Annotated in this window: 27 protein-coding genes; 17 read left to right on the top strand and 10 right to left on the bottom strand. The window is 58.0% G+C overall.

What is annotated here, in order from left to right; genetic code table 11:
• Positions 1 to 72 precede the first annotated feature (72 nt).
• From AC2FJ5_RS12785 to AC2FJ5_RS12775, 3 genes are read left to right on the top strand one after another with little or no spacing between them, the layout of a single operon-like run.
• The gene (locus AC2FJ5_RS12785; RefSeq protein WP_496793569.1) at positions 73 to 816 is read left to right on the top strand and encodes an SDR family oxidoreductase; all 744 of its coding nucleotides are present in this window, start codon (positions 73 to 75) and stop codon (positions 814 to 816) included.
• Positions 813 to 1,421 carry an enoyl-CoA hydratase/isomerase family protein gene (locus AC2FJ5_RS12780; protein WP_281995427.1) on the top strand — a complete coding sequence of 203 codons (609 nt, stop codon included), beginning with the start codon at positions 813 to 815 and terminating at the stop codon, positions 1,419 to 1,421. Before AC2FJ5_RS12785 ends, AC2FJ5_RS12780 begins: the two co-directional genes overlap by 4 nt.
• Entirely contained in the window at positions 1,418 to 2,155 is a 738-nt protein-coding gene (locus tag AC2FJ5_RS12775) for a VOC family protein (protein ID WP_496793568.1), read from the top strand. The genes AC2FJ5_RS12780 and AC2FJ5_RS12775 overlap by 4 nt, the downstream gene beginning before the upstream one ends.
• Here the strand turns inward: AC2FJ5_RS12775 and AC2FJ5_RS12770 are convergent, their stop codons facing one another.
• Positions 2,156 to 2,452 (bottom strand): HNH endonuclease, encoded by a 297-nt coding sequence (locus AC2FJ5_RS12770; protein ID WP_496706821.1) that lies wholly within the window; start codon positions 2,450 to 2,452, stop codon positions 2,156 to 2,158. It abuts the gene before it with no gap.
• A 47-nt stretch (positions 2,453 to 2,499) separates the two neighbouring features.
• On the opposite strand from AC2FJ5_RS12770, the gene AC2FJ5_RS12765 reads away from it, so the two are divergent.
• Positions 2,500 to 3,672, top strand: coding sequence for a TIGR03862 family flavoprotein (locus tag AC2FJ5_RS12765; protein WP_496793566.1), 1,173 nt, complete (start codon positions 2,500 to 2,502; stop codon positions 3,670 to 3,672).
• Here the strand turns inward: AC2FJ5_RS12765 and holA are convergent.
• From holA to AC2FJ5_RS12745, 4 genes are all read right to left on the bottom strand, one after another.
• Positions 3,669 to 4,697, bottom strand: coding sequence for a DNA polymerase III subunit delta (gene holA / locus AC2FJ5_RS12760; protein ID WP_496793565.1), 1,029 nt, complete (start codon positions 4,695 to 4,697; stop codon positions 3,669 to 3,671). The genes AC2FJ5_RS12765 and holA overlap by 4 nt on opposite strands.
• Complete coding sequence (gene lptE, locus AC2FJ5_RS12755; protein ID WP_142637105.1) at positions 4,694 to 5,197, bottom strand: LPS assembly lipoprotein LptE; 504 nt, start codon at positions 5,195 to 5,197, stop codon at positions 4,694 to 4,696. Before lptE ends, holA begins: the two co-directional genes overlap by 4 nt.
• Positions 5,184 to 7,721: a leucine--tRNA ligase gene (leuS, locus tag AC2FJ5_RS12750; RefSeq protein ID WP_496793564.1), complete on the bottom strand. Its 2,538-nt coding sequence runs from the start codon at positions 7,719 to 7,721 to the stop codon at positions 5,184 to 5,186. The genes lptE and leuS overlap by 14 nt, the downstream gene beginning before the upstream one ends.
• A gap of 71 nt (positions 7,722 to 7,792) precedes the next feature.
• A complete protein-coding gene (locus AC2FJ5_RS12745; RefSeq protein WP_142637277.1) occupies positions 7,793 to 8,281 on the bottom strand; it encodes a DUF3576 domain-containing protein in 489 nt (162 codons plus the stop codon).
• 283 nt (positions 8,282 to 8,564) lie between these two features.
• Between AC2FJ5_RS12745 and AC2FJ5_RS12740 the strand changes: the two genes are divergently transcribed.
• On the top strand, positions 8,565 to 9,608 hold the full coding sequence (locus AC2FJ5_RS12740; RefSeq protein WP_496793562.1) for a porin: 1,044 nt from the start codon (positions 8,565 to 8,567) through the stop codon (positions 9,606 to 9,608).
• A gap of 102 nt (positions 9,609 to 9,710) precedes the next feature.
• Positions 9,711 to 10,370, top strand: coding sequence for a YggS family pyridoxal phosphate-dependent enzyme (locus tag AC2FJ5_RS12735; RefSeq protein ID WP_142637099.1), 660 nt, complete (start codon positions 9,711 to 9,713; stop codon positions 10,368 to 10,370).
• On the opposite strand, the gene AC2FJ5_RS12730 is transcribed toward AC2FJ5_RS12735, so the two are convergent.
• A complete protein-coding gene (locus AC2FJ5_RS12730; protein ID WP_142637097.1) occupies positions 10,354 to 10,854 on the bottom strand; it encodes a L,D-transpeptidase family protein in 501 nt (166 codons plus the stop codon). The two genes, AC2FJ5_RS12735 and AC2FJ5_RS12730, sit on opposite strands and share 17 nt — an antisense overlap.
• Entirely contained in the window at positions 10,851 to 11,945 is a 1,095-nt protein-coding gene (gene ribA / locus AC2FJ5_RS12725; protein ID WP_496706810.1) for a GTP cyclohydrolase II, read from the bottom strand. The genes AC2FJ5_RS12730 and ribA overlap by 4 nt, the downstream gene beginning before the upstream one ends.
• 163 nt (positions 11,946 to 12,108) lie before the next feature.
• On the opposite strand from ribA, the gene AC2FJ5_RS12720 reads away from it, so the two are divergent.
• The 6 genes from AC2FJ5_RS12720 (at position 12,109) to AC2FJ5_RS12695 (ending at position 16,117) form a co-directional block, all read left to right on the top strand.
• Positions 12,109 to 12,795, top strand: coding sequence for a response regulator transcription factor (locus tag AC2FJ5_RS12720; protein WP_142637092.1), 687 nt, complete (start codon positions 12,109 to 12,111; stop codon positions 12,793 to 12,795).
• 228 nt (positions 12,796 to 13,023) lie between these two features.
• Complete coding sequence (locus AC2FJ5_RS12715; protein ID WP_496793561.1) at positions 13,024 to 13,416, top strand: GFA family protein; 393 nt, start codon at positions 13,024 to 13,026, stop codon at positions 13,414 to 13,416.
• Positions 13,417 to 13,487: 71 nt separating this feature from the next.
• Positions 13,488 to 14,276: an exodeoxyribonuclease III gene (locus AC2FJ5_RS12710; protein WP_496793559.1), complete on the top strand. Its 789-nt coding sequence runs from the start codon at positions 13,488 to 13,490 to the stop codon at positions 14,274 to 14,276.
• 75 nt (positions 14,277 to 14,351) lie between these two features.
• Positions 14,352 to 15,266: a thioredoxin gene (gene trxA / locus AC2FJ5_RS12705; RefSeq protein ID WP_496706808.1), complete on the top strand. Its 915-nt coding sequence runs from the start codon at positions 14,352 to 14,354 to the stop codon at positions 15,264 to 15,266.
• A gap of 27 nt (positions 15,267 to 15,293) precedes the next feature.
• On the top strand, positions 15,294 to 15,935 hold the full coding sequence (locus AC2FJ5_RS12700) for an LON peptidase substrate-binding domain-containing protein (RefSeq protein WP_142637086.1): 642 nt from the start codon (positions 15,294 to 15,296) through the stop codon (positions 15,933 to 15,935).
• A complete protein-coding gene (locus tag AC2FJ5_RS12695; protein ID WP_142637084.1) occupies positions 15,932 to 16,117 on the top strand; it encodes a Trm112 family protein in 186 nt (61 codons plus the stop codon). The genes AC2FJ5_RS12700 and AC2FJ5_RS12695 overlap by 4 nt, the downstream gene beginning before the upstream one ends.
• Here the strand turns inward: AC2FJ5_RS12695 and AC2FJ5_RS12690 are convergent.
• The gene (locus tag AC2FJ5_RS12690; RefSeq protein WP_496703387.1) at positions 16,114 to 17,340 is read right to left on the bottom strand and encodes an FAD-dependent monooxygenase; all 1,227 of its coding nucleotides are present in this window, start codon (positions 17,338 to 17,340) and stop codon (positions 16,114 to 16,116) included. The genes AC2FJ5_RS12695 and AC2FJ5_RS12690 overlap by 4 nt on opposite strands.
• An 89-nt stretch (positions 17,341 to 17,429) precedes the next feature.
• On the opposite strand from AC2FJ5_RS12690, the gene AC2FJ5_RS12685 reads away from it, so the two are divergent.
• The 4 genes from AC2FJ5_RS12685 (at position 17,430) to AC2FJ5_RS12670 (ending at position 23,586) form a co-directional block, all read left to right on the top strand.
• Positions 17,430 to 18,758, top strand: a complete 1,329-nt coding sequence (locus tag AC2FJ5_RS12685; protein WP_496793618.1) for an amidase — start codon at positions 17,430 to 17,432, stop codon at positions 18,756 to 18,758.
• A gap of 107 nt (positions 18,759 to 18,865) precedes the next feature.
• Complete coding sequence (locus tag AC2FJ5_RS12680; RefSeq protein WP_496793558.1) at positions 18,866 to 20,047, top strand: aminotransferase class I/II-fold pyridoxal phosphate-dependent enzyme; 1,182 nt, start codon at positions 18,866 to 18,868, stop codon at positions 20,045 to 20,047.
• A 14-nt stretch (positions 20,048 to 20,061) separates the two neighbouring features.
• On the top strand, positions 20,062 to 22,950 hold the full coding sequence (locus AC2FJ5_RS12675) for a DNA translocase FtsK (RefSeq protein WP_496793557.1): 2,889 nt from the start codon (positions 20,062 to 20,064) through the stop codon (positions 22,948 to 22,950).
• A 39-nt stretch (positions 22,951 to 22,989) separates the two neighbouring features.
• Complete coding sequence (locus AC2FJ5_RS12670; RefSeq protein ID WP_496793556.1) at positions 22,990 to 23,586, top strand: LolA family protein; 597 nt, start codon at positions 22,990 to 22,992, stop codon at positions 23,584 to 23,586.
• Positions 23,587 to 23,598: 12 nt separating this feature from the next.
• Here AC2FJ5_RS12670 and AC2FJ5_RS12665 read toward each other — a convergent pair whose 3' ends face one another.
• Positions 23,599 to 24,180: a transglycosylase SLT domain-containing protein gene (locus AC2FJ5_RS12665; RefSeq protein WP_282021966.1), complete on the bottom strand. Its 582-nt coding sequence runs from the start codon at positions 24,178 to 24,180 to the stop codon at positions 23,599 to 23,601.
• A gap of 60 nt (positions 24,181 to 24,240) precedes the next feature.
• Positions 24,241 to 25,122, bottom strand: a complete 882-nt coding sequence (locus tag AC2FJ5_RS12660; RefSeq protein ID WP_496703313.1) for an AEC family transporter — start codon at positions 25,120 to 25,122, stop codon at positions 24,241 to 24,243.
• A gap of 80 nt (positions 25,123 to 25,202) precedes the next feature.
• Between AC2FJ5_RS12660 and hspQ the strand changes: the two genes are divergently transcribed.
• Positions 25,203 to 25,529: a heat shock protein HspQ gene (gene hspQ, locus AC2FJ5_RS12655; RefSeq protein WP_142637073.1), complete on the top strand. Its 327-nt coding sequence runs from the start codon at positions 25,203 to 25,205 to the stop codon at positions 25,527 to 25,529.
• The last annotated feature ends 33 nt before the right edge of the window (positions 25,530 to 25,562 follow it).

The following is a 25,562-nucleotide window of genomic DNA, read 5'->3' as shown; positions in this document are numbered from 1 at the left end:
GGGCTGGACCCATTCCCCGTTCGCAGGATAGAGGTTCATTAATTCTCAGGACAATGGAGGTACTGGAACCTTATGCAGGGGAAAACCGTACTGATCACTGGGGCCAGTCGCGGCATCGGGGCCGAGGCAGGGCGCGTATTTGCCGCAGCAGGGGCTAATGTCGTGCTAGTGGCGCGTAATCGGGATCAAATTCAGGAACTGGCGTCGTCGCTTGGTGAAAACGCCATTGCACTGGCCTGCGACGTCAGTGACTTCGCCCAGGTCGAGCTGGCCGTGGCAGAGTGTGTAAACAAGTTTGGCGGGCTGGATGTTCTGATAGGCAATGCTGGTGTCATTGACCCGATTTTCCATTTATCCAGCGCCGATGTCACGTCCTGGGGTAAAGCGATCGACATCAACCTCAAGGGCGTATTTCACGGAATGCGCGCCGCGCTGCCGGTCATGCGTGCCGCGGGTGGCGGCACTGTCCTGACGGTCTCTTCCGGTGCGGCGTCGAACCCAGTCGAGGCCTGGAGCCATTATTGCGCCTCGAAGGCGGGGGCCAAGATGCTGACGGAATGTCTGCATCTTGAGGAATCCTCCCATGGGATCCGCGTCATGGGCCTGTCGCCCGGCACGGTTGCAACCGATATGCAGCGGGTCATCAAGGCCAGCGGGATCAACGCCGTAAGCCAGTTGGATTGGACCGATCATATCCCCGCCGATTGGCCGGCGCGGGCGCTGTTGTGGATGTGTTCGTCAGACGCGGATGAGTTTCTAGGCACCGAAATTTCGCTGCGACGTGAGGATATTCGGCAAAGGGTTGGATTGACGTGATTGAATTGAACAAAGCGGACGGGCTGTGGACAATCACGCTCAACAACCCCGACAAGGCAAATGCGCTGACCGGTGCGATGCTGACCGAGTTGTGCGAGATTGCCGAGGCCGCTACCGACGCAAGTGCGCTGATCCTGACCGGGGCTGGCAAAGTGTTCAGCGCCGGCGCCGATCTGGAAGAGGCGCGCGCCGGTCTTGCGACCTCGGATCTGTGGGAGCGGTTGTCGGCTGCCATCGCCGCGTTACCCTGCCTGACGGTTGCCGCACTGAACGGAACGCTGGCTGGTGGGGCCAATGGCATGGTTCTGGCCTGCGATATCCGCATCGCCGTACCGGAAGCCAAGTTCTTTTATCCGGTGATGAAGCTGGGTTTTCTGCCACAACCCTCTGATCCCGCACGCATGGCGGCCCTGATCGGTCCGGCTCGGACAAAGATGATCTTGATGGCCGGGCAAAAGATCACTGCGGATGAGGCTTATGCCTTTGGGCTGGTCGATCGCGTGGTTGCACCTGAAGACCTGATGCAGACCTCCCTTGATCTGGTGGCTGACAGCGTCGCCGCCAATCCTGAAATTGCGACCGGTATCGCGCGGTTATGTTCATGAGGTTGTCTGCCCTGCGTCTGCGCGTGGCTGACACGGATCGTCTTGCCGAGTTTTACGGGGATGCAATGGGTATGACTGCACGCCGGCATGGCGCAAGCCTGCGATTGGGATATGTCGGGCAGGATGCCGATCTGCTTTTGATGCCGGGCGGCGGCGGGTACACACATGATCGGGGCCAGAGATATTGGAAGATCGGCATCACCCTGCCGGATGTTGATCTGGCTGCCGCTTTTTTGCGCGAAAAAGGCATCGAGGTTTCAGAGCCGGACCAGTTTCTGGATATCGGCTATATGTGCCACCTGACTGATCCCGAGGGTTTCGTGATCGAACTGCTGCAACACGATTTCCGTGGCAATCGCCCGGACGGTATCGCCGATCCCAAGACCCCTTTCGCGGATGCGCGTATTGGACAGATCACCTTGCGCACTGGGGATATCGCCGCCGAGGATGCGTTTTGCCGTTCACGGGGGATGCGGTTGTTGTCTGTGCAGGATGTGGCGCGATATGGGTTCGATCTGCACTTTTATGCCTTCACCGACGAGGTTCCCCCAAATGCCGACCTTTGGTCTGTTGAGAACCGCGAATGGCTTTGGAAACGCCCCTATACCACGCTCGAGTTTCAGCACACCGCCGGGGCCGCGTTTGTTCGGACTCCCGATTTCCGCGGGCTCGAGATGCAGGGCCTGGCCCAGCCCGCCCATGATGCCTTTGGCGACCCGGTCCTGCCGGGTTGATTACCGGCCACGTCGTTTTCCCGGCACTTTGGATCGAAACTCGGCGGGGCGTTTGCGCACCCAGTCCAGGAATCTCTCAAGACGAGGGTGGGCGCGCAAGGCTTCGACCGTGTTGAAATCCCGCGCCAGTTCCGCTTCGGTCAGGGTGGCGTGGATCTCTTTGTGGCAGATCACATGCAGAAAAACCGTGGGGCCGCCCTTGCCCCCTTTCAGTTTTGGGATCAGATGGTGCTGGCTGCCGTTCCCATCGGGGATCGGCCGGTCGCAGAGGGGGCAGATCGGGTCGCGGTCGGTCATATCAGCGTAACGTCGCGCCGCAGGGCGCAAAAGGCAAGAGGACAGCAATGGCACAAGCCGTCGTGATCGGAGGCGGGCCAGCGGGCCTGATGGCGGCGGGTGAACTGGCCGCCGCAGGTCATGATGTGCTGGTGGCCGAGGCCAAACCCTCGGTCGCCCGAAAGCTCTTGATGGCGGGCAAGTCCGGCCTGAACCTGACCAAGGATGAATCGCTCGAAACGCTTCTGTTGTCTTTTGGCCCCGGTGCTGAGTGGCTGCGCCCGATGGTGGCAGAATTCGAAGCCGTCGCCGTTCAGGACTGGGCGCGCGATCTGGGGCAAGAGGTATTTACAGGCTCAACCGGACGGGTGTTTCCAAAGGCGATGAAGGCTTCTCCGTTGTTGCGGGCGTGGCTGGGGCGACTTGATGCGGCGGGTGTGCAAATCAAGACCCGGTGGCGGTGGACTGGCTGGAGCGGCGATGCCCTGGAGTTTCACACGCCGGAAGGTCCCCAGCAGATAAAGACAGACGCAACCATTCTGGCGATGGGCGGCGCAAGCTGGGCGCGATTGGGATCGGATGGAGCTTGGGCCCCACTGTTGCAAGGGGCGGGTGTCGGCCTGTCGCCATTTGCCCCGGCGAACTCGGCGCTGTCGGTGAATTGGAGCGCTCATATGCAGCCGCATTGCGGTGCTGCGATCAAATCCGTTCGGTGGACCGCGGGAGATATGATCAGCCGCGGCGAGGCGACGATTTCAGCCAATGGTCTTGAGGGCGGAGGGCTCTATTCCCTGACGCCTGCTTTGCGAGAAGGCGCCCCGCTGAGTGTAGATCTGGTTCCCGATCTGGACGACGCCAGTTTGCGGAAAAAAATATCGACCAAGAAATCCAAGACGACTCTGTCGCAATGGTTAAAGAAATCTCTGCATCTGTCTCCGCAAAAGATCGCTCTGTTTTACGAGATGAACAAGGGGCGCGGTCTGAGTGTTGAGGCGCTGAAATCCCTGCCTCTCAGCCACGCGGGGCTGCGGCCAATGGATGAGGCAATCTCTACTGCCGGGGGAGTCGAGCGAGATGATTTGAACGAGGGGCTGATGTTGAAATCCAGGCCGGGTGTGTTCTGCGCAGGCGAGATGTTGGACTGGGAAGCGCCGACCGGTGGCTATCTGCTGACCGCCTGTCTGGCGACCGGGCGGTGGTCGGGTCGGTCTGCCGTGAACTGGTTGGCGCGGGCTGATTAGCGCGACTTGGCCAGCATCGCCAAACGGATCATGGCGCGCTCGACCAAGGCCATAGCCGGGGCTGTTTGCCCAGCTGACCGCAATGACAGATCCGTATCAGTCAGAACGGTCAAAGCGGTCTGCAGTTTGGGTGCCCCCCATCCCTGTGCTTGCCGCAGAATACGATCACGCCGCTTTCCATAGACGGGTGGGCGCAACTTGCCGACGCCCTGTGCCGCACCACCGGGATCGGCGGCACAGGCGTAAAGCGTTCGAAAGTGTCGGGTTGCTCCGATACACAGGCTGACCGCATTTGTACCTTGCGATTGCAGCCGTCGTATCAGCGGGCTAATCTCTCCGGCTCTGCCTTCGGCGACCACGTTCAGGACATCGTCCAGAGCGGCCTCGGTCGAGCTGGGTGCACAGGCCTCGATATCTTCGAGAGCCAATTCAGTATCGTCTCCGCGCTTGTAAAGAGACAATTTTTCAATGGTTTGCGTAAAGTCCCCGGGGCTGATGGCCGTGGCAAGTTCGGTGATGGCCGACATAGCATCCGGTGGAATGTTCTTGACTCCGGCCTGTGCCAGAACCCGTTCAACCTCGGCCCTAGAGGGCGGATCGTCATAGATCCCAACGGCATAGGCTGCGGGATGCGACTCGAATGCCTTACGGATCTTTGAGCTGGGTTTGAGCTGCCCGGCAGTCACGATGATCTGAGCGTCGCCCGTTGCCCAATCCTCGAATGCGGTAATGATGGCTGGGGCGGCGACATCAGTTGCATCTTCGACGAAAACTGCACGTGGGCCGGGGAAGAACCCGACAGCCTTGACCGCGTCCAGCAACAGTGCCGGTTCCCCGCGCAGATCACCACCTGGCATTCGGGTCAGGCGCATTTCCTCTTCGGCGCCTTCTCCCAGCAGGGCTGACAAGACCTGTTGCCGTTTCAAGGCCACACGCATCGCATCGGATCCGTAAATCAACAACCCTGCCTTGCCCGCGTCCGGTTTGGCGAAATACCCCTCAGCCTCGCGCGGGCTGAGCTTCATTGGGTCAGGCCCGGTGCTGCATAAAGGCGGTTCACGATTTGATCAGACAGGATGATCATCAGCCGCTCGGTCGCGTCACGTTCGTCTGCAAGCGTCGAGACGGTTGAGCCTGCAGCGGAATAGCCCACGAAATCATGGACATTTCCTGATACCAGAATCCGCCCGGTTTCAGCGGACCTGAGGGAAAATTCCGCGCGCCCTTCGATTGTATACCGGTTCGTCTCGTTGGTAGTCGTGATCGCTGCAGATTGCGTGGCCGTAGCAACCTTAACATCCAGATCATACAGCTTTTGTGCGCTCGCATCCCGGCCCAGCCGCTGTTCCAAATTCTGGACAAGCAAATAGCTTTCCACGGAATTTGGCTCAGTTACAGCAACTTTACCATGCAATGCTTCACCTGTTCCGCCCGGCGCGTAAACGGGTTGGAACCCGCATGCGGCCGCCAGCAAGCAAGCAGCCAGCGGCATCAACAAAAGGCTTCTGCGATTAAACAACGACATTCACGATCCGACCTGGAACAACGATCACTTTCTTCGGCGCGGCACCGTCCAGTGCCTTTTGCACAGCTTCGGTGCTGAGCGCGATTTTTTCAACCTCTGCCTTGTCCATATCTTTTGGAACGCTGATTTCCGCGCGGCGTTTGCCGTTGATCTGGATCGGCAGGGTTACAGTGTCATCGACCAGCATAGCTTCGTCCGCGACAGGCCAGGGGGCTGTTGCGATCAAACCTTCGCCGCCCTGATGCGCCCAGATATCTTCGGCCAGATGTGGTGTCATCGGCGACATCAACTGTGCCAGCGTCTTTATCGCCTGCTTTTGGGCCGCTGCACCCGCTTTGGATTTTGCCAACGTATTGGTAAACGCATAGAGCTTTGCAATGGCGGCATTAAAGCCGAAGCTTTCAACACCAAGCGTCACGTCATGGATGGCTTTGTGCATCTCGCGCAGCAGGTCTTGATCCCCGTCGCCTTTTGCCTCGGGGTCCATCGCGCCGATCTTGTCGCAGAGGTTCCAGACACGGTTCAGGTGCTTGAATGCAGCCTCTGCGCCTGATGCTGTCCACTCCACATCCCGCTCGGGCGGTGAATCGGATAACACGAACCAGCGCGCGGTATCCGCGCCGAAGGCCGAGATAATGCTGACCGGGTCGACCACGTTTTTCTTGGATTTCGACATCTTGGCCGAGGGGATGATTTCGACCTCCCTGCCATCGGCGAGTTTGCCGTCGGTCACATCCTCGGGCAGGTGATAGACCGGACGGCCATTGGCGTCGCGGGTTTGATAAATCTCGTGCGTGACCATGCCTTGGGTAAACAAGGCATCAAAGGGCTCGATGGCCTTTTTCGGCAAATGGCCAGTGATCTGCATCGCCCGCGCAAAGAAGCGGGAATAGAGCAAGTGCAGGATAGCGTGTTCGATGCCGCCGATATATTGATCGACATTCATCCAGTATTCAGCCTCGGCCAGATCGGTCGGGGTTTCCGCGTGCGGAGCCGTAAAGCGGGCGAAATACCACGACGAATCGACGAACGTATCCATCGTGTCGGTTTCTCGCTTGGATGGCGCACCGCAAGACGGGCAGGCGCAGTCGCGCCAGGTCGGGTGGCGGTCCAGAGGATTGCCCGGTTTGTCAAAAGTGACATCGTCGGGCAGGCGGATCGGCAAGTTTTCTTTCTTTTCGGGCACCACGCCGCAGGATTCGCAATGCACCACGGGAATCGGGCACCCCCAATAGCGCTGACGCGACAGACCCCAATCGCGCAGACGGTATTTGGTAACGCCTTCGCCCCAGCCCGCTTTTTCGGCGAAATCGACGGTGGTGTTGATTGCGTCATCACCCGTGGCGTCGGTCAGCCCGGCAAAATGGTTTACCCAGCGGACTTTTTCGGTTTTCGGCGGAACGAATGCGGTTTTGTCGACCGGCGTGTCATTATCAAGCGCAAAGAACGTGTCGACGACGGGCAAACCGTACTTACGGCAGAAATCCAGGTCGCGCTGGTCGTGGGCCGGGCAGGCAAAGATGGCGCCGGTGCCGTAATCCATCAGGATGAAATTGGCGATCCAGACCGGCAGCTCCCAATTCGGATCCAGCGGGTGTTTGACCTTGATACCAGTGTCATAGCCCAGCTTTTCGGCGGTCTCTATGGCCTCTTCCGTGGTGCCGCCCTTGCGGCATTCGGCAACGAACTCAGCAACTTCGGGGTTTTCGGCCTCAAGTTGCTTGGCAATCGGATGGTCCGGCGAGATGCCGACGAAAGACGCCCCCATCAGCGTATCGGGGCGCGTTGTATAGACGGTGATTGGCTCACCACTATCGACGCGTTCAAAGCCAAACTGCAATCCACGCGACTTGCCGATCCAGTTTTCCTGCATCAGGCGCACTTTTGCCGGCCAGTTCTCCAGCGTGTCCAGCGCATCCAGCAATTCCTCAGAGTAATCGCTGATCTTGAAGAACCATTGCGTCAGCTCGCGCCGTTCAACCAATGCGCCCGAGCGCCAGCCGCGCCCGCCTTCGACTTGTTCATTGGCCAGTACGGTCATATCGACTGGATCCCAGTTCACCACGGCGTTCTTGCGGTAAACCAGACCGGCCTTGAGCATATCCAGAAACAGCGCCTGCTGCTGGCCGTAATATTCCGGGTCGCAGGTGGCAAATTCGCGCGACCAGTCGATGGACAGGCCCAGAGGCTTCATCTGGCTGCGCATGTCGGCGATGTTGCCATAGGTCCAGTCTTTCGGGTGACCGCCAATAGCCATCGCAGCGTTTTCTGCAGGCATCCCGAACGCGTCCCATCCCATCGGGTGCAGCACGTTATGGCCGGTCGCAAGCTTGTGGCGCGCGATTACGTCGCCCATCGTATAGTTGCGCACATGTCCCATATGGATGCGGCCAGACGGGTAGGGGAACATTTCAAGCACATAGTATTTCGGCTTGTCCGCCTTGTGGTTGGCGGTGAAGATTCCGGCCCTGTCCCAGGCCTCTTGCCATTTTGCTTCGATTTCGGTGGCCGAATAGCGCGACATCGTGCGGTCCTTCGTAATGAAAACGCCGGGCATGAACCCGGCGTGGTAATATTGTGATTTGAAGCGGGTTGCTAGAGCTTGTTGTCCGCAATGCGCAGCTGACGGGCGCGGGACAGGATTGCATCTTCGATTGCGCGTGTGGTTGCCGCGCTGACCGGGGCACCCCCGCTGGTCTGCAGCGCAACCGACAAGGATCGTGCCGCCAGGGCGGGATCGCTGATGTGAACCGTGGCCCTGTATTGCCGTCCGCCACCCGGAGGCGTGCCGTAACCTGTTACGATTACACCGGTAAAGGGATCGACTTCCTGCACAGGCAGAAAGTTAAGGACATCCAGCGAGGCAGCCCACAGATAGCGGTTCACATTGGTAACCTGCTCGGCGTCTGCGGTGTTGAATACATCCCAGATCGTTGAGCGATTCGGATCGTTCAGCTCACGCTCGTCCGAGCGACCGCCATCCACATTGAGTGGCGTTGCACTGGGTTCTGCGTTGCGATTCTGTCCGCAAGCCGACACCGCGGCTGTCACTATGATCAAACCGAAAATTGTCTGCAGGCGCATGTTGGACAGGTTCCGTTTCGTTGGTTTTAGGTTATTCACGTTACTCCTAGACAAGGTCTGGTTCGTCAACAAGCTTAATCTTGTCACATCCAGAGCAGGCTTCGGGGTTGATTCAGTGGGCAAATCAGACTGTGGCATCCTTGCACCAATTCTAGGCCAATGCGCGTCAGTTTTTATGCCAAGCTTGCGTGACAGGGGCAAAAAGGGCGAAACGGTTCCCGTGCTGAGACATGTGCCTAAGCACGTGTCGAGTTAAAAAACTTTTGAAACCGAGGGAAACAAGATGAAAAAAGTTCTCTTCGCATCGACCGCACTGATTGCAACCGCAAGTGTTGCAGCGGCCGAAGTTAAGTTCAGCGGCTACGGCCGTTTTGGTATTGGTTACCAGGAGGACCGCACAAACGTGACGTCCACCACCACGACCACTACCACCACTGCGAGCAGTGCGACTGTACAAAACGTCAACGTCAACTCGGCTGACAGCGATGACACCATCCTGGTGTCGCGCTTCCGCCTGAACATCGACGGCACTGCCGAAACCGATGGCGGCGTTGAGTTCTCGGCTCGTGTCCGTTTGCAGGCCGACGAAAACGCTAACACCGGCGAAGCCAACTCGGCTGGCCTGAACGGCGCGCGTTTCTCGGTCATTTACGGTGGTCTGCGTGTAGACGCTGGCAACGTCGCGGGTTCGTTCGACAACCTGGCAAACTACTACGGTAACGAGCCTGGCCTGGAAAACTTCATCGGTCAGTACTCTGCCGTTGACTATGGCTTCCTGGGTTACTCGTCGACCGGTTCGGGTTCGAACGCTGTGTTCTTCCAGTACGCAGTTGGTGACTTCGCCTTTGGCGCGTCGTATGATCAGAACACCGTGTTCTCGAGCGATGGTTCCGGCAACACCACGAGCGCTGACCGTTGGGACGTAAGCGCGACTTACACCTTCAACAACATCACTGCAGCGCTGGCCTATGGTCAAACTGACGCGGGCGATGCTGGCGACGACCCAAGCCTGCTGGTCTTCACCCTGGGTGCAGAATTCGGCGACTTCTCGGGTACGCTGTTTGTTGCTGACGATAAAACCGAAAACGACCTGACCGACGGCACTGCTTGGGGTGTATCGGGTGCCTACAATGTTGGCGCCGCGACCACTCTGACCTTCGCCTACGGTGACGGTAACGCTGATGCGGACACGCAGCAGTACGGCATCGGCGCCATCTACGACCTGGGTGGCGGTGTATCGCTGCGCGGTGGTGTAGGTGTCAGCGACTGTGACGTCTGCGACGACTCGACCACACGTGCCGACTTTGGTGCACAGTTCAACTTCTAAGTTGATCTGAGCCGCAAGGTTTAAGGGCAGGTCTTCGGACCTGCCCTTTTCTTTTTGTCCGACATAGTGTTTTTCTTCGCCCATAACTGATCGAGGACCCAAATGTCGCTGCAAGAAATATCTGCCCGGATAACCAAAGCCGAAACTGCCTCGGGGCGGGACGTCGGGGCCGTGAAGCTGATCGCCGTGTCAAAGGTTCAGCCGAATGAGCGTGTAGCGGAAGTGCTTGCTTTAGGGCATCGCTGTTTCGGTGAAAACAGGGTTCAAGAAGCCGTCGGAAAATGGCCGGAATTCAAATTGCAGTACCCGGATGTCGATTTACATCTGATTGGGCCGTTGCAAACGAACAAAGCCCGTCAGGCGTTGGATCTGTTCAGCACGATCCATTCTGTTGACCGCCCCAAACTGGCCAATACTCTGGCCCGGCTCGCGCAAGAGGTCGGCACTTGCCCGGACCTGTTCATTCAGGTCAATACCGGTGAAGAGGATCAAAAGGCAGGAATTCTGCCCACTGAGGCAGACGCATTTATTGCCGATTGCCGCGGGCTCGACCTTCCGATTCAGGGCCTGATGTGCATTCCGCCTGTCGAGGAAGAGCCATCTCTGCATTTCGCCTTGCTTGCCAAGATAGCTGAACGCAATGGTCTGAAAGGGCTATCCATGGGGATGAGCAGCGATTTCGAGCAGGCCATTGCACTTGGCGCGACCCATGTGCGCGTCGGCTCGGCCATTTTCGGTGAACGAGTTAAGCCTGAGGGATAATCAGCCGCGTGCCTGGCTCGATTCGACGTGCGATCCACCGCAGATGGTCGCGCCGAAAGGCAACGCAGCCTTCTGTAGGAAAACCGGGCCGTCGCCATTGATGCAGGAAAATTGCTGAACCGCGCCCGGCCACCGCATTGGGCCAGTTCCAGTCAGTGATCAGAACCAGATCGTAAAGCGGGTCCGCGCGGCGGAGTTTTTCGTGGCTGAAAGGATAAGGTGCGCTGACCATATGATTGTACTGCGTGTCTTGCACATCATCTGACCAGAGGTCCTGAGGGCCGATTGGGATGGCCCAAGGCGACGGTCTTGCGAGCCGGTCGGGCCGGTACAGCATACCAACGATGTTGAGACAGCCGGTCGGCGTGGCGCCGTCCCCCTCACGCTTGCTGTTGCTTAACCCACCTTTCCCGATCGAACATGGAAAATACCCGCCGCGAAAACGAACGCCGCGTCGGGTTAGAACCAGATCTGCGGGTGTCACAGCAAATGTCCCGACTTGGCTGCTTTGGTGGCCAGATAGTCGCGGTTATGGGCAGTTTCGCCGACTTTCAGCGGGACGCGCTCGGTGACGGCGATGCCGGTCTTCTCCATCATCGCGATCTTGGCGGGGTTGTTGGTCAACAGCCTTACGGAACTGAAGCCGAGCAATTTCAGGATGTCCGAGCCCAGACGGAAATCGCGCTCGTCATCCTCGAACCCGAGACGGTGATTGGCCTCGACTGTATCGAACCCTTGATCCTGCAGGAAATAGGCGCGCATCTTGTTGGCCAAGCCAATCCCGCGGCCTTCCTGATTCAGATACAGAAGTACTCCTGCCCCTTCAGACCCCATCTGGGCCAGGGCCCCACGCAGTTGTGGCCCGCAATCACATTTCAAGCTGCCCATCAGATCACCGGTGAAGCAGGCCGAATGCAGCCGAGCCAATACCGGTTTGCTGCGGTCGGGGCGGCCGATCTCTATTGCGTAATGTTCCTCGCCGCCATCTTCAGGGCGAAAAACGTGCAGGCGCCCGGCTTCGGATACCTCCATCGGCAGTCGGGCGGCCACGACCTCATTCAAAATGCTTCGATCCGACAGATGTGGCGCGGCGCGGGTATGGTCTATACATGTCAGGCCATGTGCAGTAGCGAAGTTTCGGCCGTCTTGGACAGGAACAACGATTGCCGCTGGCAGAAGGTGGGCTGACTTGGTCAAAGCAATGGCAATGCGATGCAGATTGGCGTTGCCCTGACGCTCTGTCATCAGTGGGCCTTTCATAGGCGCGTTCAGATCGTCCGAGGGATCGGCCACCGCCTGCACCCAGGCAACATCGGCATCTGCCGGAACGATCACGCGCGCCAGGTCACCGTCATAGGCCCGTGCCTTTAATGTCTCGGCCCGTCGGACAGTCACTGCGACAACAGGATCGCCACCCAGACCTTGCAAGTCGGCAAGCCGCTGTGCGCTCAGCGTTTCCGACGCAATGGCCAGTACGCTAAAGCCGGTGTCATCCGTCAGGGCGACCGGCAAGCCCATGCGCAGGTCAGCCCGTGCCCGAGCAAGCAGTTCCGAGATATCCGGGATAAGACTCATCTATTGTTACCCTGTAACGTTCAGCCCTTCATGTAGCCTGATCAAAAGGAAATGTGAAACAATTCCTCATCCTGAGACACGAGGGCGTGAAACGGTTGCAGCAAACCTTGTTGATTGCATCTTTCGCGCGCAAGTGGTGGAAAAGGGCTTAGGAGGACCGGATATGGCACAGCTAAAGAAAATCCTGCTAGTGGATGATGATGAGGACCTGCGCGAAGCGTTGAGCGAACAACTCGTGATGACCGAGGATTTTGATGTATTCGAAGCATCGGACGGGGCATCAGCCATGGAGCGGGCTCGCGAGGCGATTTACGATCTGGTCATTCTGGATGTTGGCTTGCCCGACACGGATGGGCGCGAGCTGTGCCGCCTGATGCGCAAGCAAGGTGTGAAAAGCCCGATCCTGATGTTGACCGGTCATGACAGTGACGCGGACACCATCCTGGGTCTGGATGCCGGTGCCAATGACTATGTTCCCAAGCCGTTCAAGTTTCCGGTCCTTCTGGCTCGTATCCGTGCACAGCTTCGCCAGCATGAACAATCAGAAGACGCAGTATTTGTACTTGGGCCTTATACGTTCAAGCCGGCGATGAAGATGCTGATCACCGACGAAGACCGCAAGATTCGACTGACCGAGAAGGAAACCAATATCCTCAAGTTCCTGTACCGGTCCGCCGACGGTGTCGTCGCCCGTGACATTCTGCTGCATGAGGTCTGGGGCTATAATGCCGGTGTCACCACACATACGCTGGAAACTCATATCTATCGCCTGCGTCAGAAGATCGAGCCCGATCCATCCAACGCGCGCCTTTTGGTCACAGAATCGGGTGGATATCGCTTGGTATCGTAACTTGATGTGGATTGACTTGGATCAAAGTGATACCCTGTAGACATCTTTAAGTTACTCCCAACCCGTACATGTCCGGGTAATGACATGTACCTCCCTGTTGGACTGCCGGGCCTGATGGCCCGGCCTTTTTTGTTTGTGCTGCAAAATGTTTTGCGGCTCCTAGCGGATTGCGACAAAGTATACGTTCATGTAATGTTCTATTTCTGGAGTGCAAAATTGGAGGCGAAAGTGATTCATGGAAGTTGCCTGTGTGGCGCCGTAAAATTCCAACTTACCAGTGAACCTTCGGTTATGGGAACATGCCATTGTTCGCGTTGTCGGAAGGCAGGTGCAAGCACTGTTGTCTTCGTCAAGAAAGATGATGTTGTTTGGCTGGACGGTAAGGACCGAGTTGTCACTTACCAGCCTGAACCGCCCTATAAATATGGCAGGTGTTTCTGCGATACCTGTGGGACGTCGCTTGGTGAAATTCTGGCTGATGCGGACAGTTTTCCGATTGCTGCTAATGCGCTGGACACTCCGTTTGGTCTGAAAGTCCAGTTTCACGAATCCGTATCTGAGAAACCGCATTGGTACGAGATTTGCGATGATGCGCCCCAATCCTCAGGGCATCCGTCCTGATAATTTCTTTTACGATGGTACCTGTGAAAGCACCGCGTTAGGGTGCGCCAACCGCGACAGAGGAATTCCCTATGCCTTTTACTCTTGCCACATGGAACATCAACTCGGTCCGCCTGCGCGAGCCTATCGTGCTGAAATTGTTGCGCGAAGAGGCGCCGGATGTTCTGTGCCTGCAAGAATGCAAGTCTCCGGTGGACAAGATCCCCACCGAAGGGTTTGCCGAACTGGGTTACACTCACATAGTTGCGCGCGGGCAAAAGGGCTACAACGGCGTTGCGATCCTGTCTCGTTTGCCGATGGTCGAGGCGGGCGACAAGGATTTCGCAGATCTCGGCCATGCGCGCCATATCGCGGGGCGGCTGGAAAACGGCGTGACGATTCACAATTTCTATGTGCCTGCGGGCGGGGATGTGCCGGATCGTGAGGTGAATGAGAAATTTGGCCAGAAGCTGGATTACCTGACCGATATGCGTGACTGGTTCCACGCGGAAAAACCGGAAAAATCTATTCTGGTTGGCGATCTGAACATCGCCCCGCGTGAGGATGATGTCTGGTCGCACAAAAAGTTGCTCAAGGTCGTTTCGCATACACCGGTCGAGGTCGAGGCTTTGGCCGAAACACAGGACTCAGGCGGTTGGGTCGATGTCACCCGGCAGGACATCCCCGAAGGGCAGCTTTATAGCTGGTGGTCCTATCGCGCGCGGGATTGGGACGTGGCCGACAAGGGGCGGCGGCTGGATCACGTCTGGGCGACGCCGGATATCTCGAATGCAGGCCATTCCAGTCGCGTTCTGCGCAACGCGCGCGGGTGGGAAAAGCCCAGTGATCACGCCCCGGTCTTTGCGACCTTTGACGTCTGACGTGAAACTCTGCCCTTGGTTTCCGGGTCAAGCGACTGCATATAGAGCGCAAGTTTAATCGAAAGAGTGACAGCCATGGACCTTCTGAACGGCGCAGACACCCCCGCCACCGATCTGATCAAGGACGGGACCGAAGCCACTTTTATGGCGGATGTGGTCGAAGCCTCGCAGGACGTGCCGGTAATCGTTGATTTCTGGGCACCGTGGTGCGGCCCATGCAAAACGTTGGGCCCGCTGTTGGAAGAGGCTGTGACCGCCGCCAAGGGTGCGGTCAAGATGGTCAAAGTCAATGTGGACGAAGCACAGATGATCGCCTCACAGATGCGCGTTCAGTCTATCCCGACCGTGTATGCCTTTCACAAAGGCCAACCGATCGACGGATTTCAGGGCGCAGTGCCCGGATCCGAGATCAAAGCATTTGTAGATCGCGTGATCGAGGCGACAGGCGGCGAAAGCCCGGGTGGTCAACTGGACGATGCTGTCGAGGCTGCCGAAGAAATGTTGACCGAAGGTGCCGCAGCGGATGCCGCTCAGACCTTTGCTGCCATTCTGGGTGAGGATCCGAACCACGCCGCCGCTTATGGTGGGCTGGTACGCGCGCATATCGCCACTGGCGATTTGGAGCAGGCCGAGGCAATTTTGAACGGTGCCCCGGCGGAGATTTCCACATCGCCAGAGCTTGAAGCGGCAAACGCACAGTTGGAACTGGCCAAGCAAGCGGCAGATGCCGGCCCGGTGGCCGAATTGACCGCAGCGGTTGAGGCCGATCCTGACAATCATCAGGCACGGTTCGATCTGGCGCAGGCCCTGCATGCCAATGGCGAGGTTGAAGAGGCGGTGGCGCAGCTGCTGGAAATGTTCCGCCGTGACCGTGAATGGAACGAAGGCGCGGCCAAGTCTCAGCTGTTCACGATATTTGATGCGCTCAAACCTAATGATCCGATTGTTCTGAACGGGCGGCGCAAGCTCAGCTCGATGATATTTGCCTAATTCTGGATCAGAGCTACACTCGGGTACATGATGCATCCCGCTGATCTGCCGGAAACGGTATCCGTTTTCCCTTTGCCCGGGGCGCTGTTGCTGCCCCGATCGCGCTTGCCGCTGCATATATTTGAGCCGCGCTATCTGCAGATGCTGGACGACGCTTTGAAAACCCAGGAACGGTTGATCGGGTTGGTTCAACCGAATCCCTGTCAAAGCAACGAAAACAAGCTGCACCAAATTGGCTGCGCAGGGCGGGTGACGCAGTTTTCCGAAACTGAAGACGGCCGCTATCTGATCACTCTGACTGGCATCTCCCGGTTCCGTATTCAGGCCGAGTTGGATGCATTTACCCCATACCGCCGTTGTAACGTGACCTGGCGCGGGTTTGACCGTGATCTTGGCAAGGTCGAGCACGACGAGGGTTTTGATCGCGTGGGGCTTTTGAAGCTGTTGGAAAAGTTCTTTTCGTCGCGAAAGTTGTCGGCTGATTGGGATATGTTGAAAGACGCGAATGATGAACTGCTTGTGAATTCGCTGTCGATGTTGCTGGATTTTGATCCGGAAGAAAAACAAGCCTTGCTAGAGGCTCCCTGTTTGCGCACCCGGCGCGAGACTTTGGTGACACTGATTGAATTCGCCATGCGCGGCGGAGCGAATGAGGAAACACTACAATGACCACCGTTGAACACGCTTTTGACCGCCACATGCTTGAGGCGCTAATTTGTCCGAAGACGCATACAACGCTGCATTATGACGCTGAAAAGCAGGAACTGGTGTCAAAAGCGGCGGGTTTGGCCTTTCCGATCCGCAATGGCATTCCCGTCATGTTGGTGGATGAGGCGCGCGAGCTGGACTAGATCGCCCGACCCTGCAGTAGTTTTGGCAGGTCCCCAGTCAGGCCGGCGGCCTCGCGCACGAAACCGCGACGCAGGCCGGGTAGTGACCCGACGACGCCCATCCCGATATCCCGTCCGATCCGTAGTAGAGGATTGTCGTTGGAAAACAGTTTGTTGAACACATCCGTCGCCATCGCCAAAGACGCGGTATCAAACCGTCGCCATTCCTGAAAACGCTCCAAAACCAGTGGCGAACCAATATCTTCCCCGCGCCGTCCGGCCAGGGTCAGTACCTCGGCCAGGGCGCCCACGTCGCGCAGGCCAGCATTCAGGCCCTGGCCTGCAATCGGGTGCATTCCATGGGCTGCGTCTCCGACCAGTGCCATCCGTTCTCCGATGAAAGAGTTGGCGATGGTCAGGTTCAGCGGATAGGTAAACCGATCTCCGGCCAGACGGATTTCGCCCAGGAAATCGCCGAATCTGGGGCGCAGGACCTGCAGATAGTCCTCCTCGGGCAGGGCGTTGATGCGCTTGGCCATTTCTGTTCGCTCGCTCCAGACGATAGAGCTGCGATTGCCGGTCAGAGGCAGAATGGCCAAAGGGCCGGGTGGCATGAAGAACTGATGCGCGATGCCGTGATGCGGCAAGTCATGTTCGATGGCGCAGACCAGCGCGGTCTGCCCGTAATCCCATCCTGTGCGTTTGATCCCGGCACGTTCCGCTGTGCCGCTGCGACGCCCATCGCATCCGATCAGCAGCGCACCCTTGACGACCGCGCCATCATCCAATGTCAGGCTGACGCCTGTTCCCGAGGTCTGCTGTGACACTACCGACTTGCCGCTGATCTGGGTAATGGCCTTTTCCGCGGCCATCGCGTCCAGAAAGGCACGGCGCAGGAGGCGGTCTTCGACCATAAAGCCCATCGGACCTTCTTCGATCTCGGCATGGTCGAAATGCATGAAAAACGGCGACGGGCCAGCGCCTGCATGGCCATCGGTGACCTTGATTTCGAGCATTGGCTGCGCGTGTTTGGCAACCCGTGTCCAAACCCCAATCGCCTCTAGCAGGCGCTGCGAGGCCAGGGCCAACGCATAGGCTCTGCCGTCAAAAGCCGCATTTTTGCGAACCTTTTCGGCCAGCGCGTCAATGACGGTAACTCTGTGCCCTGTTTGTGCCAGTGCCAAAGCCAAAGCGGGGCCATTCAGGCCGCCGCCGACGATCAGGATATCCGAGCTCTGTTCCATGCTGCGCACTATGCGCGCCCATTCGGGATTGTCCATGTGCGGTCCTGTCGCTACCGTCGCTGGGAATGCAGAAATCGAAGGGGGCAGTGATGCAGGATTGGTTCTCGATGACGGCTTGTGATCTGGGTCGGGGCATTGGCATGGGCCAGATTGACCCGGTTGAACTGACAGAGACCTTTCTGACTGCGATAGCAGCCCACCCGCATCGCGACCGAATCTATGCCCGCGTGACCGAAGCGCGCGCCCGAGCCGAGGCTGAGGCGGCGCAGGAACGGGCCAAGCTGGGATTGCGCCGATCATTGTTGGATGGGGTGCCGATCAGTTGGAAAGACCTGTTCGATACTGCCGGGACTGCCACCGAGGCAGGAACGGCACTGCTGAAAGACCGGGTTCCCAAAACTGATGCAGTCGTGCTGCGAAATGCCAGTGCCATGGGCGCTGTATGCCTTGGCAAAACCCATATGAGCGAGCTGGCTTTCTCGGGTCTGGGCCTGAACCCGATCACCGGAACACCGCCCTGCATCGATGATGAGGACGCGGTTCCCGGAGGATCATCTTCGGGGGCTGCGGCATCCGTGGCTTGGGGGTTGGCAGCTTGCGCGATCGGCTCGGATACCGGTGGGTCAGTGCGGATACCGTCAGCCTGGAACAATCTGGTCGGGCTGAAAACCACTGCCGGGCGGGTCAGCCTGGAGGGTACAGTCCCGTTGTGCCTGCGGTTTGATACCGTTGGACCGCTGGCCCGCTCGGTCGAAGATGCGGCCCATATGCTGGCCATGCTGGAGGGCGGTACGCCAGCTGATTTGCGCGGAGCCAATCTAAAGGGGCGTCGTTTCGCGGATTTACAGACTGTTGCCAAGGATGATTTGCGCGCAGAGCCGCGTGTCGCTTACGAGGATGCCCTGGATCGGTTGCGTGAGGCCGGTGCAGATATCCTGCCTCTTGAGGTCCCTGAACTGACGGACGCGATGGGGCTGTCGGGGGTTCTTTACACCACCGAAGCCTATGGCCTGTGGCGCGATGTGATCGAGGCCAACCCAGATGTGATGTATCCCGAAATACTCGAACGGTTCCGTGCCGGACGAAATGCTTCGGGCCCCGATTATATTGCGGCCTGGTCAAGGCTGAAGGCATGTCGCGGTGCATGGGACGTGGCCACTGCCGGGTTTGACGCCGTTTTGGCCCCAACTGCACCGATCCTGCCGCCCAATCTTGAACGGCTGATGAGCGATCATGACTATTACGTCACCGAAAACCTGCTGGCATTGCGGAACACCCGGATCGGCAACCTCATGGGGCTGGCAGCGCTGACCTTGCCGACCGGAAAACCAGGCTGCGGGCTGATGATGATGGGTTATCCGGGGTCCGAAGAGGCGCTTTTGCGGCTTGGTTCCGCGGCCGAGGCCGCATTGGCCTGAATGCCACAATCCCCTGATTCGGCACCTCTTTGTCTGGACGAAGCCCCGCCCGGCCTGTAACCTGCTTGAAAACGGGGCGGAATGATCCCGATATTGAGGCAGTAGTTATGAATTTCCCCGAGCGGTTTTCGAACCTTCCGGAATACGCATTCCCGCGCCTGCGCACCCTGTTGGATAATCACCAACCGGGCGGTGAAGTGATTCACATGACCATTGGTGAGCCGATGCACGCATTTCCGGCCTGGGTCAGCGATGTGATTGCGGAAAACGCTGCCGGGTTTCAGGGATATCCGCCCAATGAGGGCTCGGCCGAGCTGCGCGGCGCGATCACTGACTGGATTGCACGCCGCTATGGCGTCACGATGGACCCGGACACGCAGGTTATGGCCCTGAACGGGACGCGCGAAGGGCTGTATAACGCCGCAATGGCGCTGTGCCCCGAGCAGAAAAACGGGCAAAAGCCAGTTATTCTGTGCCCGAACCCGTTCTATCAGGTCTACATGGTTGCTTCGATTTCGGTCGGGGCCGAGCCGGTTTTTGTCCCTGCCACGGCGGCCACAGATCATCTGCCTGATTATGCCGGTTTGCCCGCCGATGTGCTGAACCGCACCGTCGCCGCCTATATCTGCTCCCCCGCCAACCCGCAGGGCGCAGTGGCCACGCGCGAATATTGGGCCGAGCTGATCCGGCTGGCCGAGACATATGATTTCCGCATCTTGGCCGATGAATGCTATTCCGAGATTTACCGCGACACAGCGCCAACGGGTGTTTTGACGGTCGCAAAGGAACTGGGCGCTGATCCCGAACGGGTCACGCTGTTCAACTCGCTGTCAAAGCGGTCGAATGTGGCCGGGCTGCGGTCAGGTCTGATTGCAGGCGGGCCGGAAACGATCAAGCGGGTCAAGCAGTTACGCAATTATGCAGGCGCGCCATTGCCGCTGCCGTTGCAGGCCGCCGCCGCAAGGCTCTGGGCCGATGAGGCGCATGTGGGCGAGAATCGCGCGCTCTATCAGGAAAAATACGCCATCGCAGACCAGGTGTTTGCAGGCATCCAGGGCTATATGCCGCCCGAGGCAGGGTTCTTTCTGTGGCTGCCGGTCGAGAATGGTGAGGAAACCGCATTGAAACTGTGGCAGCAGACCGGAGTTCGGGTGCTGCCGGGCGCATATCTTTCTCAAGGTGATCCGGGGCAAAACCCGGGCGAGCAATTTATCCGGGTCGCGATGGTGGCCCCAAAAACAGAGATGCGGCAGGGGCTGATCACGCTCCGCGACTGCATCTATTCGTGAGGTACGAGGGCAAAATGGCATCATATAACGCGCGCAACCGCGATCCATTGCTGGACAGCACGACTCAGGCCGCCATCGAGAGGCGCAGCAAAGAGTTGATCGGCATCGCCCTGATCCTACTTGGGTTGGCTTCGGCGGCAATGATCTGGTCCTACACACCGGATGACCCGAACTGGATGGTGTCGACGGATGCACCAGTGCAGAACTGGATGGGGCGTGTTGGTGCCTCGATCGCGGCGCCATTGTTCATGATTGTCGGTTGGGGCAGTTGGAGCATCGCGTTGGTGTTGATCGGCTGGGGTGTGCGTTTTGCCGGACATTTCGGTGAAGATCGTGCCGTCGCCCGCCTGATATTTGCACCGATCTGGATCGCCATAGTCTCGGTCTATGCGGCGACATTGGTGCCGGGTGAGGCTTGGCGCGTAACGCATAGTTTTGGTCTGGGTGGATTGTTTGGGGATACGGTCATGGGTGCCTTCCTGACCTTGTTGCCCATATCCTCGCATTTTATTGTCAAGCTGATGTCTCTGGCGATGGCTATTGGGATGCTGACGCTGGGTGTGTTTGTTCTTGGTTTCACCAAGGACGACGTGCGCAAGGGGTTCCGTGCCTTTCTGCTGGGGCTGGTCATGTCCTATGACATACTGATGAATCTGCTGGGCCGTGGGGCTGCCGCAACAGCGGAGGCTGCGCGCGAACGTCGTGCCCAATGGGACGAACGCAAGATGGCCCGCGCCGAAGGGGCCGTGTTCGACGACGAGATTGCCTTTGCGGACCCTGTTTTCGACGAGCCACTTCTGGAAGCGCCCGAACCGGTGAAGACCGGCCTTCTGTCGCGCATTCCTGATCTGATCCGTCGCCCGGACCCTATGCCCGAACCCGAGCTGATCGACCGTGAACCTGTCGCGGGTTACGAGGAAATGCCGGGCGAGGACCGTATCCGTTCAAAGATTTCTGCCGCCGTGCGCAACCGTAAGGTTGCAGTCGGAGAGATAGCTCCTGAGCCCGATCCCGACCTGCCGCTGACCAAAGGGCGGGGCCGTGGACCTGATCCGTTGATCCTGAATGCAGGTCATGCCGACGAACTGCCGCCAGAGCCGCCAGTGACATCAACCGGGCTGCCGCCCGAGCCGATGCTGTCAGCGAAGCCTGAAACAGAATGGCAGGAACCGCTGCATCAGGATTTTGCGCCCGAGCCAGATTTCGATGACGAGGCCGTTTTCGAGGATGACGCCGATGAGATGCCGCAAGCCCGCCCAGCGATGAAAATCCCCGTGGCCGAGCCGCGCAAGCCTGTGGTTGCGCAACCCGTGCGCCGCACCCCGCCGCCCTCGCGCCGGGCCCAGGCCGAGGCGCAGCCCGCGTTGTCGTTCGAGGAAAAGCACTCCGATTTCGAACTGCCTCCGCTGGGCCTGCTGTCCAACCCCTCCAGCATTCAGCGCCATCACCTGAGCGATGAGGCCCTGGAAGAGAATGCGCGGATGTTGGAAAATGTGCTGGATGACTATGGCGTCAAAGGTGAGATCGTCAGCGTCCGCCCCGGTCCGGTTGTCACCATGTACGAACTTGAGCCGGCTCCGGGTTTGAAAGCCAGCCGCGTTATTGGTCTGTCGGATGACATTGCCCGCTCGATGTCGGCCCTGTCGGCGCGGGTTTCGACCCTGCCGGGCCGCTCGGTCATCGGGATCGAACTGCCCAATGAAAACCGTGAAATGGTGGTGCTGCGCGAAATCCTTTCGAGCCGTGACTTCGGAGACGGCAATCAGGCGCTGCCTTTGGCGCTGGGCAAGGATATCGGCGGTGAATCCGTTGTGGCCAATCTGGCCAAGATGCCCCACCTGCTGATCGCGGGGACCACCGGTTCCGGTAAATCGGTGGCGATCAACACGATGATCCTGTCGTTGCTGTATAAGCTGACGCCGGATGAATGCCGCCTGATCATGATCGACCCCAAGATGCTGGAATTGTCGGTCTATGACGGCATCCCGCATCTGCTTTCTCCGGTCGTGACAGACCCGAAGAAGGCGGTTGTCGCCTTGAAATGGGTCGTGGGCGAGATGGAGGATCGCTATCGCAAAATGTCCAAGATGGGTGTGCGTAACATCGCGGGCTATAACGGCCGGGTGAAAGACGCGCTGTCAAAGGGCGAGATGTTCAGCCGCACGGTCCAGACCGGTTTTGACGACGAAACGGGTGAACCGATGTTCGAGACCGAGGAATTCGCACCCGAGTCGATGCCCTATATCGTTGTTATTGTCGACGAGATGGCCGACCTGATGATGGTCGCGGGCAAAGAGATCGAGGCCTGCATCCAACGTCTGGCGCAGATGGCTCGGGCCTCGGGTATCCACCTGATCATGGCCACGCAACGCCCCTCGGTCGATGTGATTACCGGCACGATCAAGGCGAACTTTCCGACCCGGATTTCCTTCCAGGTGACGTCAAAGATCGATAGCCGCACCATTCTTGGTGAAATGGGCGCCGAACAACTGCTGGGTCAGGGTGACATGCTGTATATGGCGGGTGGCGCGAAGATCACCCGTTGCCACGGTCCGTTTGTCTCGGATGAAGAGGTCGAGGAAATCGTCAACCATCTGAAGCAATTCGGCCCGCCGGATTATATGAGCGGTGTGGTCGATGGACCGACCGAGGAAAAGGCTGATAATATCGACGCTGTTCTGGGTTTGAACACCGGGGGCAACACCAATGGTGAAGACGCCCTGTACGATCAGGCCGTGGCGATTGTGATCAAGGATCGCAAATGCTCGACCTCGTATATCCAGCGGAAACTTGCCATTGGCTATAACAAAGCTGCGCGTCTGGTTGAGCAGATGGAGGACGAAGGCATTGTTTCATCGGCAAATCACGTCGGAAAACGCGAAATCCTGGTGCCAGAGCAATAGGATATTTAATAACAAGGGCAGAGCGCTTATCTGGGTCTTATGAAACAGATTGCTTTTGCCCTTGCACTGACACTGGCCGCACCCTCCGCCTGGGCGGCGGACAAGCTGCCGCTGTCGCAGATATCAAATTACCTCAATGGCCTGAAAACCGTCGAGACGACGTTTACTCAGGTCAATGATGATGGCTCACTGAGCACAGGAAAGCTGTGGATCGCACGGCCTGGAAAGATGCGGTTCGAATATGACCCGCCAGACAGCGCCGTTGTGTTGGCGCGCGCTGGCACCGTTCAGATATTCGATCCGAAATCCAATCAACCGCCCGAGCAGTATCCGTTAAAGCGAACACCTCTGTCTCTGGTTCTGGCACGGAATGTCGATCTGGGTCAGGCTAATATGGTGGTTGGGCATGACTTTGACGGAACGGCCACTGTCGTGACAGCACAGGACCCGAAAAACCCTGACTCCGGTCGAATTGAGCTGATGTTCACCGGCGATCCGGTTGAGCTGCGAAAATGGGTGATCCACGATAATGCAGGCGGACAGACAACGGTTCTGCTGGGTCAGCTTGATACCGAAAAAAATCTAAGCAGCAGCTTGTTTTCGAACAAGAACAGAAGCGGGTCAGGCAATCGCTGACCCGCTGTTTGTTCAGTAACGACAGCCTGACAGTTGCGCCTGGTACATCCGGGCGCGCGCATCCACATCATTGGCCACGTTCAGCAACCACGTCTTGCTGTAATGGCTGCCGCGGGCATAACCGGTATGGCCTTCATGATAGGCCAGATACTGATTGCGCGTGTCGCTTGGCTGGATGCCATTCCGCTCATAGCTTTTGTTCATGTACCAGCCGATGAAATCCGAAGCGTCGCGGATACGGTCCCGCTTGGCCCGGCGTTTGCCGGTTTCGCGCTGATACTCATCCCATGTCCCGTCCAGCGCCTGGCTGAAGCCATAGGCGCTGCTCTGACGGCCCATCGGAATCACACCCAGAACATATTGATGGGGCGTTCGCGCATCGTGGCGATACCGGCTTTCCTGATAGATCGTTGCCATCTGAACGTGAACGGGGATTCCCCATTTCCGCTCGGTGCTTTTGAACGCCTTGATATATTCGGGCCGTTCACGCGCAATGCTGCATGCATCATTCAGCTTGCTGGGTGGCTGGTTGGAGCCACCCCCGCAGGATGCCAAAAGCAGCACCCCGAAGAGTACGATAAGAATTCTGCTCATGTGCCTCGTGCCTTTTTTCTTCATTCTAGCGCAGATTGAGCGATTAGGAAATCACAATCGCTACAGAACAATAGCTAGAATTATAGGCAAAGCGCCGACGGACATCAGGGTTGAGACCATAACCAGCCCCGCAACCGCGTCAGAATCCGCCTCGAACCGTTCGGCTAGCAGGTATGAGGTTACGGCAACCGGTGTACACATCTGTACCACCAGAACGCCGAACGCGACGTTATCCAGATCAAACCCTTTTGCGATTGCCCATGCCAGGGCAAAACACACGACCAGTTTCAACGCCGATAGCCAGACCGCTTGCCCTAGCTTTCTGGTGGTCAGCCGCGCAATCGCAACACCAAGCGTGATCAGCATCATCGGAATCGCCATCTGTCCCAGCAGGTCCAGCGTATTGGTCACGAAGACAGGTGTTTGCCAGCCCTGCCACAGAAACAGCGCCCCCAGCAGAGTAGCCCAAACCATGGGTTCACGCGCTACCTTGCCGAAAGCGCCTTTTCCCGCCACCAAGTAGATCCCGTAAGTAAAGGAAAACAGGGCGGTAACGGCCAGAAATATCACCGCGAAACCCAAGCCTGCCTGCCCAAATGCGAAAATGGCCAGAGGCAGGCCCAGATTCCCCGTGTTGCCGAATATCAGCGGCGCCAGATAGGTGCGCCTTTCCAGCTTGCTGGCCCGGACAAATACGCCAAATGCGACCGCCAGCCCGACATGGCCTGTGATGGCGGCCAAAGTGAACCGGGTCAGCTCTCCGGGCGGGATCTGGGTTTGCATCAGGGCCACGAAAATCAGGCTGGGCACGGCGAGCGTCACCGCAAGGCGGGTCACAAATTGCAGCCTGTATTCAATGCCAAGTTTGACCCAGGCAAACCCGATCCCCGCCAAGAGGAAGACCGGGGCCACGATTTCAAGCACTGTCAGTAAGAGGTTCACAGACTGTTTCCCATTATTTTAGATCAATGATTGGCATTCCTATGAGGAAACGGGTAGTAAGACCTTTGGGGGCAAACGTGATGCTAAAGACACAAGCAAAGTACCGGCTGGGCCAAGTCGTCCGCCACAAAAAACATCCCTTCCGAGGGGTGATTTTTGACGTGGACCCAGAGTTTTCAAATACCGAAGAATGGTATCAGGCCATTCCCGAAGACAGCAGGCCGATCAAGGATCAGCCGTTTTATCATCTGTTGGCGGAAAATGACCAATCCTTCTATGTTGCTTATGTTTCTGAACAAAATCTGATTGCTGACCAGTCCGGAGAACCGGTCGAGCATCCGGATATCCCCGATATGTTTGGTCCGTTTGAAAACGGCGCATATCCGTTGCATTTCCATTTGAACTAAAAATGGAAGCGCGGGTGAAACCGGGCCCATACT

Source organism: Ruegeria sp. CDSA221 (genome assembly GCF_059611825.1).
The sequence above is the reverse complement of the archived record's forward strand: the minus strand, read 5'-3'. Positions and strand labels throughout refer to the sequence as shown.

What these genes read in the sequence shown, in the direction of transcription:
- AC2FJ5_RS12785 (WP_496793569.1), top strand. Translation starts at nt 73, where the DNA reads ATGCAGGGGAAAACCGTACTGATCACTGGGGCCAGTCGCGGCATCGGG.
- AC2FJ5_RS12775 (WP_496793568.1), top strand. Translation starts at nt 1,418, where the DNA reads ATGAGGTTGTCTGCCCTGCGTCTGCGCGTGGCTGACACGGATCGTCTT.
- AC2FJ5_RS12770 (WP_496706821.1), bottom strand. Translation starts at nt 2,452, where the DNA reads ATGACCGACCGCGACCCGATCTGCCCCCTCTGCGACCGGCCGATCCCC.
- AC2FJ5_RS12765 (WP_496793566.1), top strand. Translation starts at nt 2,500, where the DNA reads ATGGCACAAGCCGTCGTGATCGGAGGCGGGCCAGCGGGCCTGATGGCG.
- holA (WP_496793565.1), bottom strand. Translation starts at nt 4,697, where the DNA reads ATGAAGCTCAGCCCGCGCGAGGCTGAGGGGTATTTCGCCAAACCGGAC.
- lptE (WP_142637105.1), bottom strand. Translation starts at nt 5,197, where the DNA reads ATGTCGTTGTTTAATCGCAGAAGCCTTTTGTTGATGCCGCTGGCTGCT.
- leuS (WP_496793564.1), bottom strand. Translation starts at nt 7,721, where the DNA reads ATGTCGCGCTATTCGGCCACCGAAATCGAAGCAAAATGGCAAGAGGCC.
- AC2FJ5_RS12745 (WP_142637277.1), bottom strand. Translation starts at nt 8,281, where the DNA reads ATGCGCCTGCAGACAATTTTCGGTTTGATCATAGTGACAGCCGCGGTG.
- AC2FJ5_RS12740 (WP_496793562.1), top strand. Translation starts at nt 8,565, where the DNA reads ATGAAAAAAGTTCTCTTCGCATCGACCGCACTGATTGCAACCGCAAGT.
- AC2FJ5_RS12735 (WP_142637099.1), top strand. Translation starts at nt 9,711, where the DNA reads ATGTCGCTGCAAGAAATATCTGCCCGGATAACCAAAGCCGAAACTGCC.
- ribA (WP_496706810.1), bottom strand. Translation starts at nt 11,945, where the DNA reads ATGAGTCTTATCCCGGATATCTCGGAACTGCTTGCTCGGGCACGGGCT.
- AC2FJ5_RS12720 (WP_142637092.1), top strand. Translation starts at nt 12,109, where the DNA reads ATGGCACAGCTAAAGAAAATCCTGCTAGTGGATGATGATGAGGACCTG.
- AC2FJ5_RS12710 (WP_496793559.1), top strand. Translation starts at nt 13,488, where the DNA reads ATGCCTTTTACTCTTGCCACATGGAACATCAACTCGGTCCGCCTGCGC.
- trxA (WP_496706808.1), top strand. Translation starts at nt 14,352, where the DNA reads ATGGACCTTCTGAACGGCGCAGACACCCCCGCCACCGATCTGATCAAG.
- AC2FJ5_RS12700 (WP_142637086.1), top strand. Translation starts at nt 15,294, where the DNA reads ATGATGCATCCCGCTGATCTGCCGGAAACGGTATCCGTTTTCCCTTTG.
- AC2FJ5_RS12695 (WP_142637084.1), top strand. Translation starts at nt 15,932, where the DNA reads ATGACCACCGTTGAACACGCTTTTGACCGCCACATGCTTGAGGCGCTA.
- AC2FJ5_RS12690 (WP_496703387.1), bottom strand. Translation starts at nt 17,340, where the DNA reads ATGGAACAGAGCTCGGATATCCTGATCGTCGGCGGCGGCCTGAATGGC.
- AC2FJ5_RS12685 (WP_496793618.1), top strand. Translation starts at nt 17,430, where the DNA reads ATGCAGGATTGGTTCTCGATGACGGCTTGTGATCTGGGTCGGGGCATT.
- AC2FJ5_RS12680 (WP_496793558.1), top strand. Translation starts at nt 18,866, where the DNA reads ATGAATTTCCCCGAGCGGTTTTCGAACCTTCCGGAATACGCATTCCCG.
- AC2FJ5_RS12675 (WP_496793557.1), top strand. Translation starts at nt 20,062, where the DNA reads ATGGCATCATATAACGCGCGCAACCGCGATCCATTGCTGGACAGCACG.
- AC2FJ5_RS12670 (WP_496793556.1), top strand. Translation starts at nt 22,990, where the DNA reads ATGAAACAGATTGCTTTTGCCCTTGCACTGACACTGGCCGCACCCTCC.
- AC2FJ5_RS12665 (WP_282021966.1), bottom strand. Translation starts at nt 24,180, where the DNA reads ATGAGCAGAATTCTTATCGTACTCTTCGGGGTGCTGCTTTTGGCATCC.
- hspQ (WP_142637073.1), top strand. Translation starts at nt 25,203, where the DNA reads ATGCTAAAGACACAAGCAAAGTACCGGCTGGGCCAAGTCGTCCGCCAC.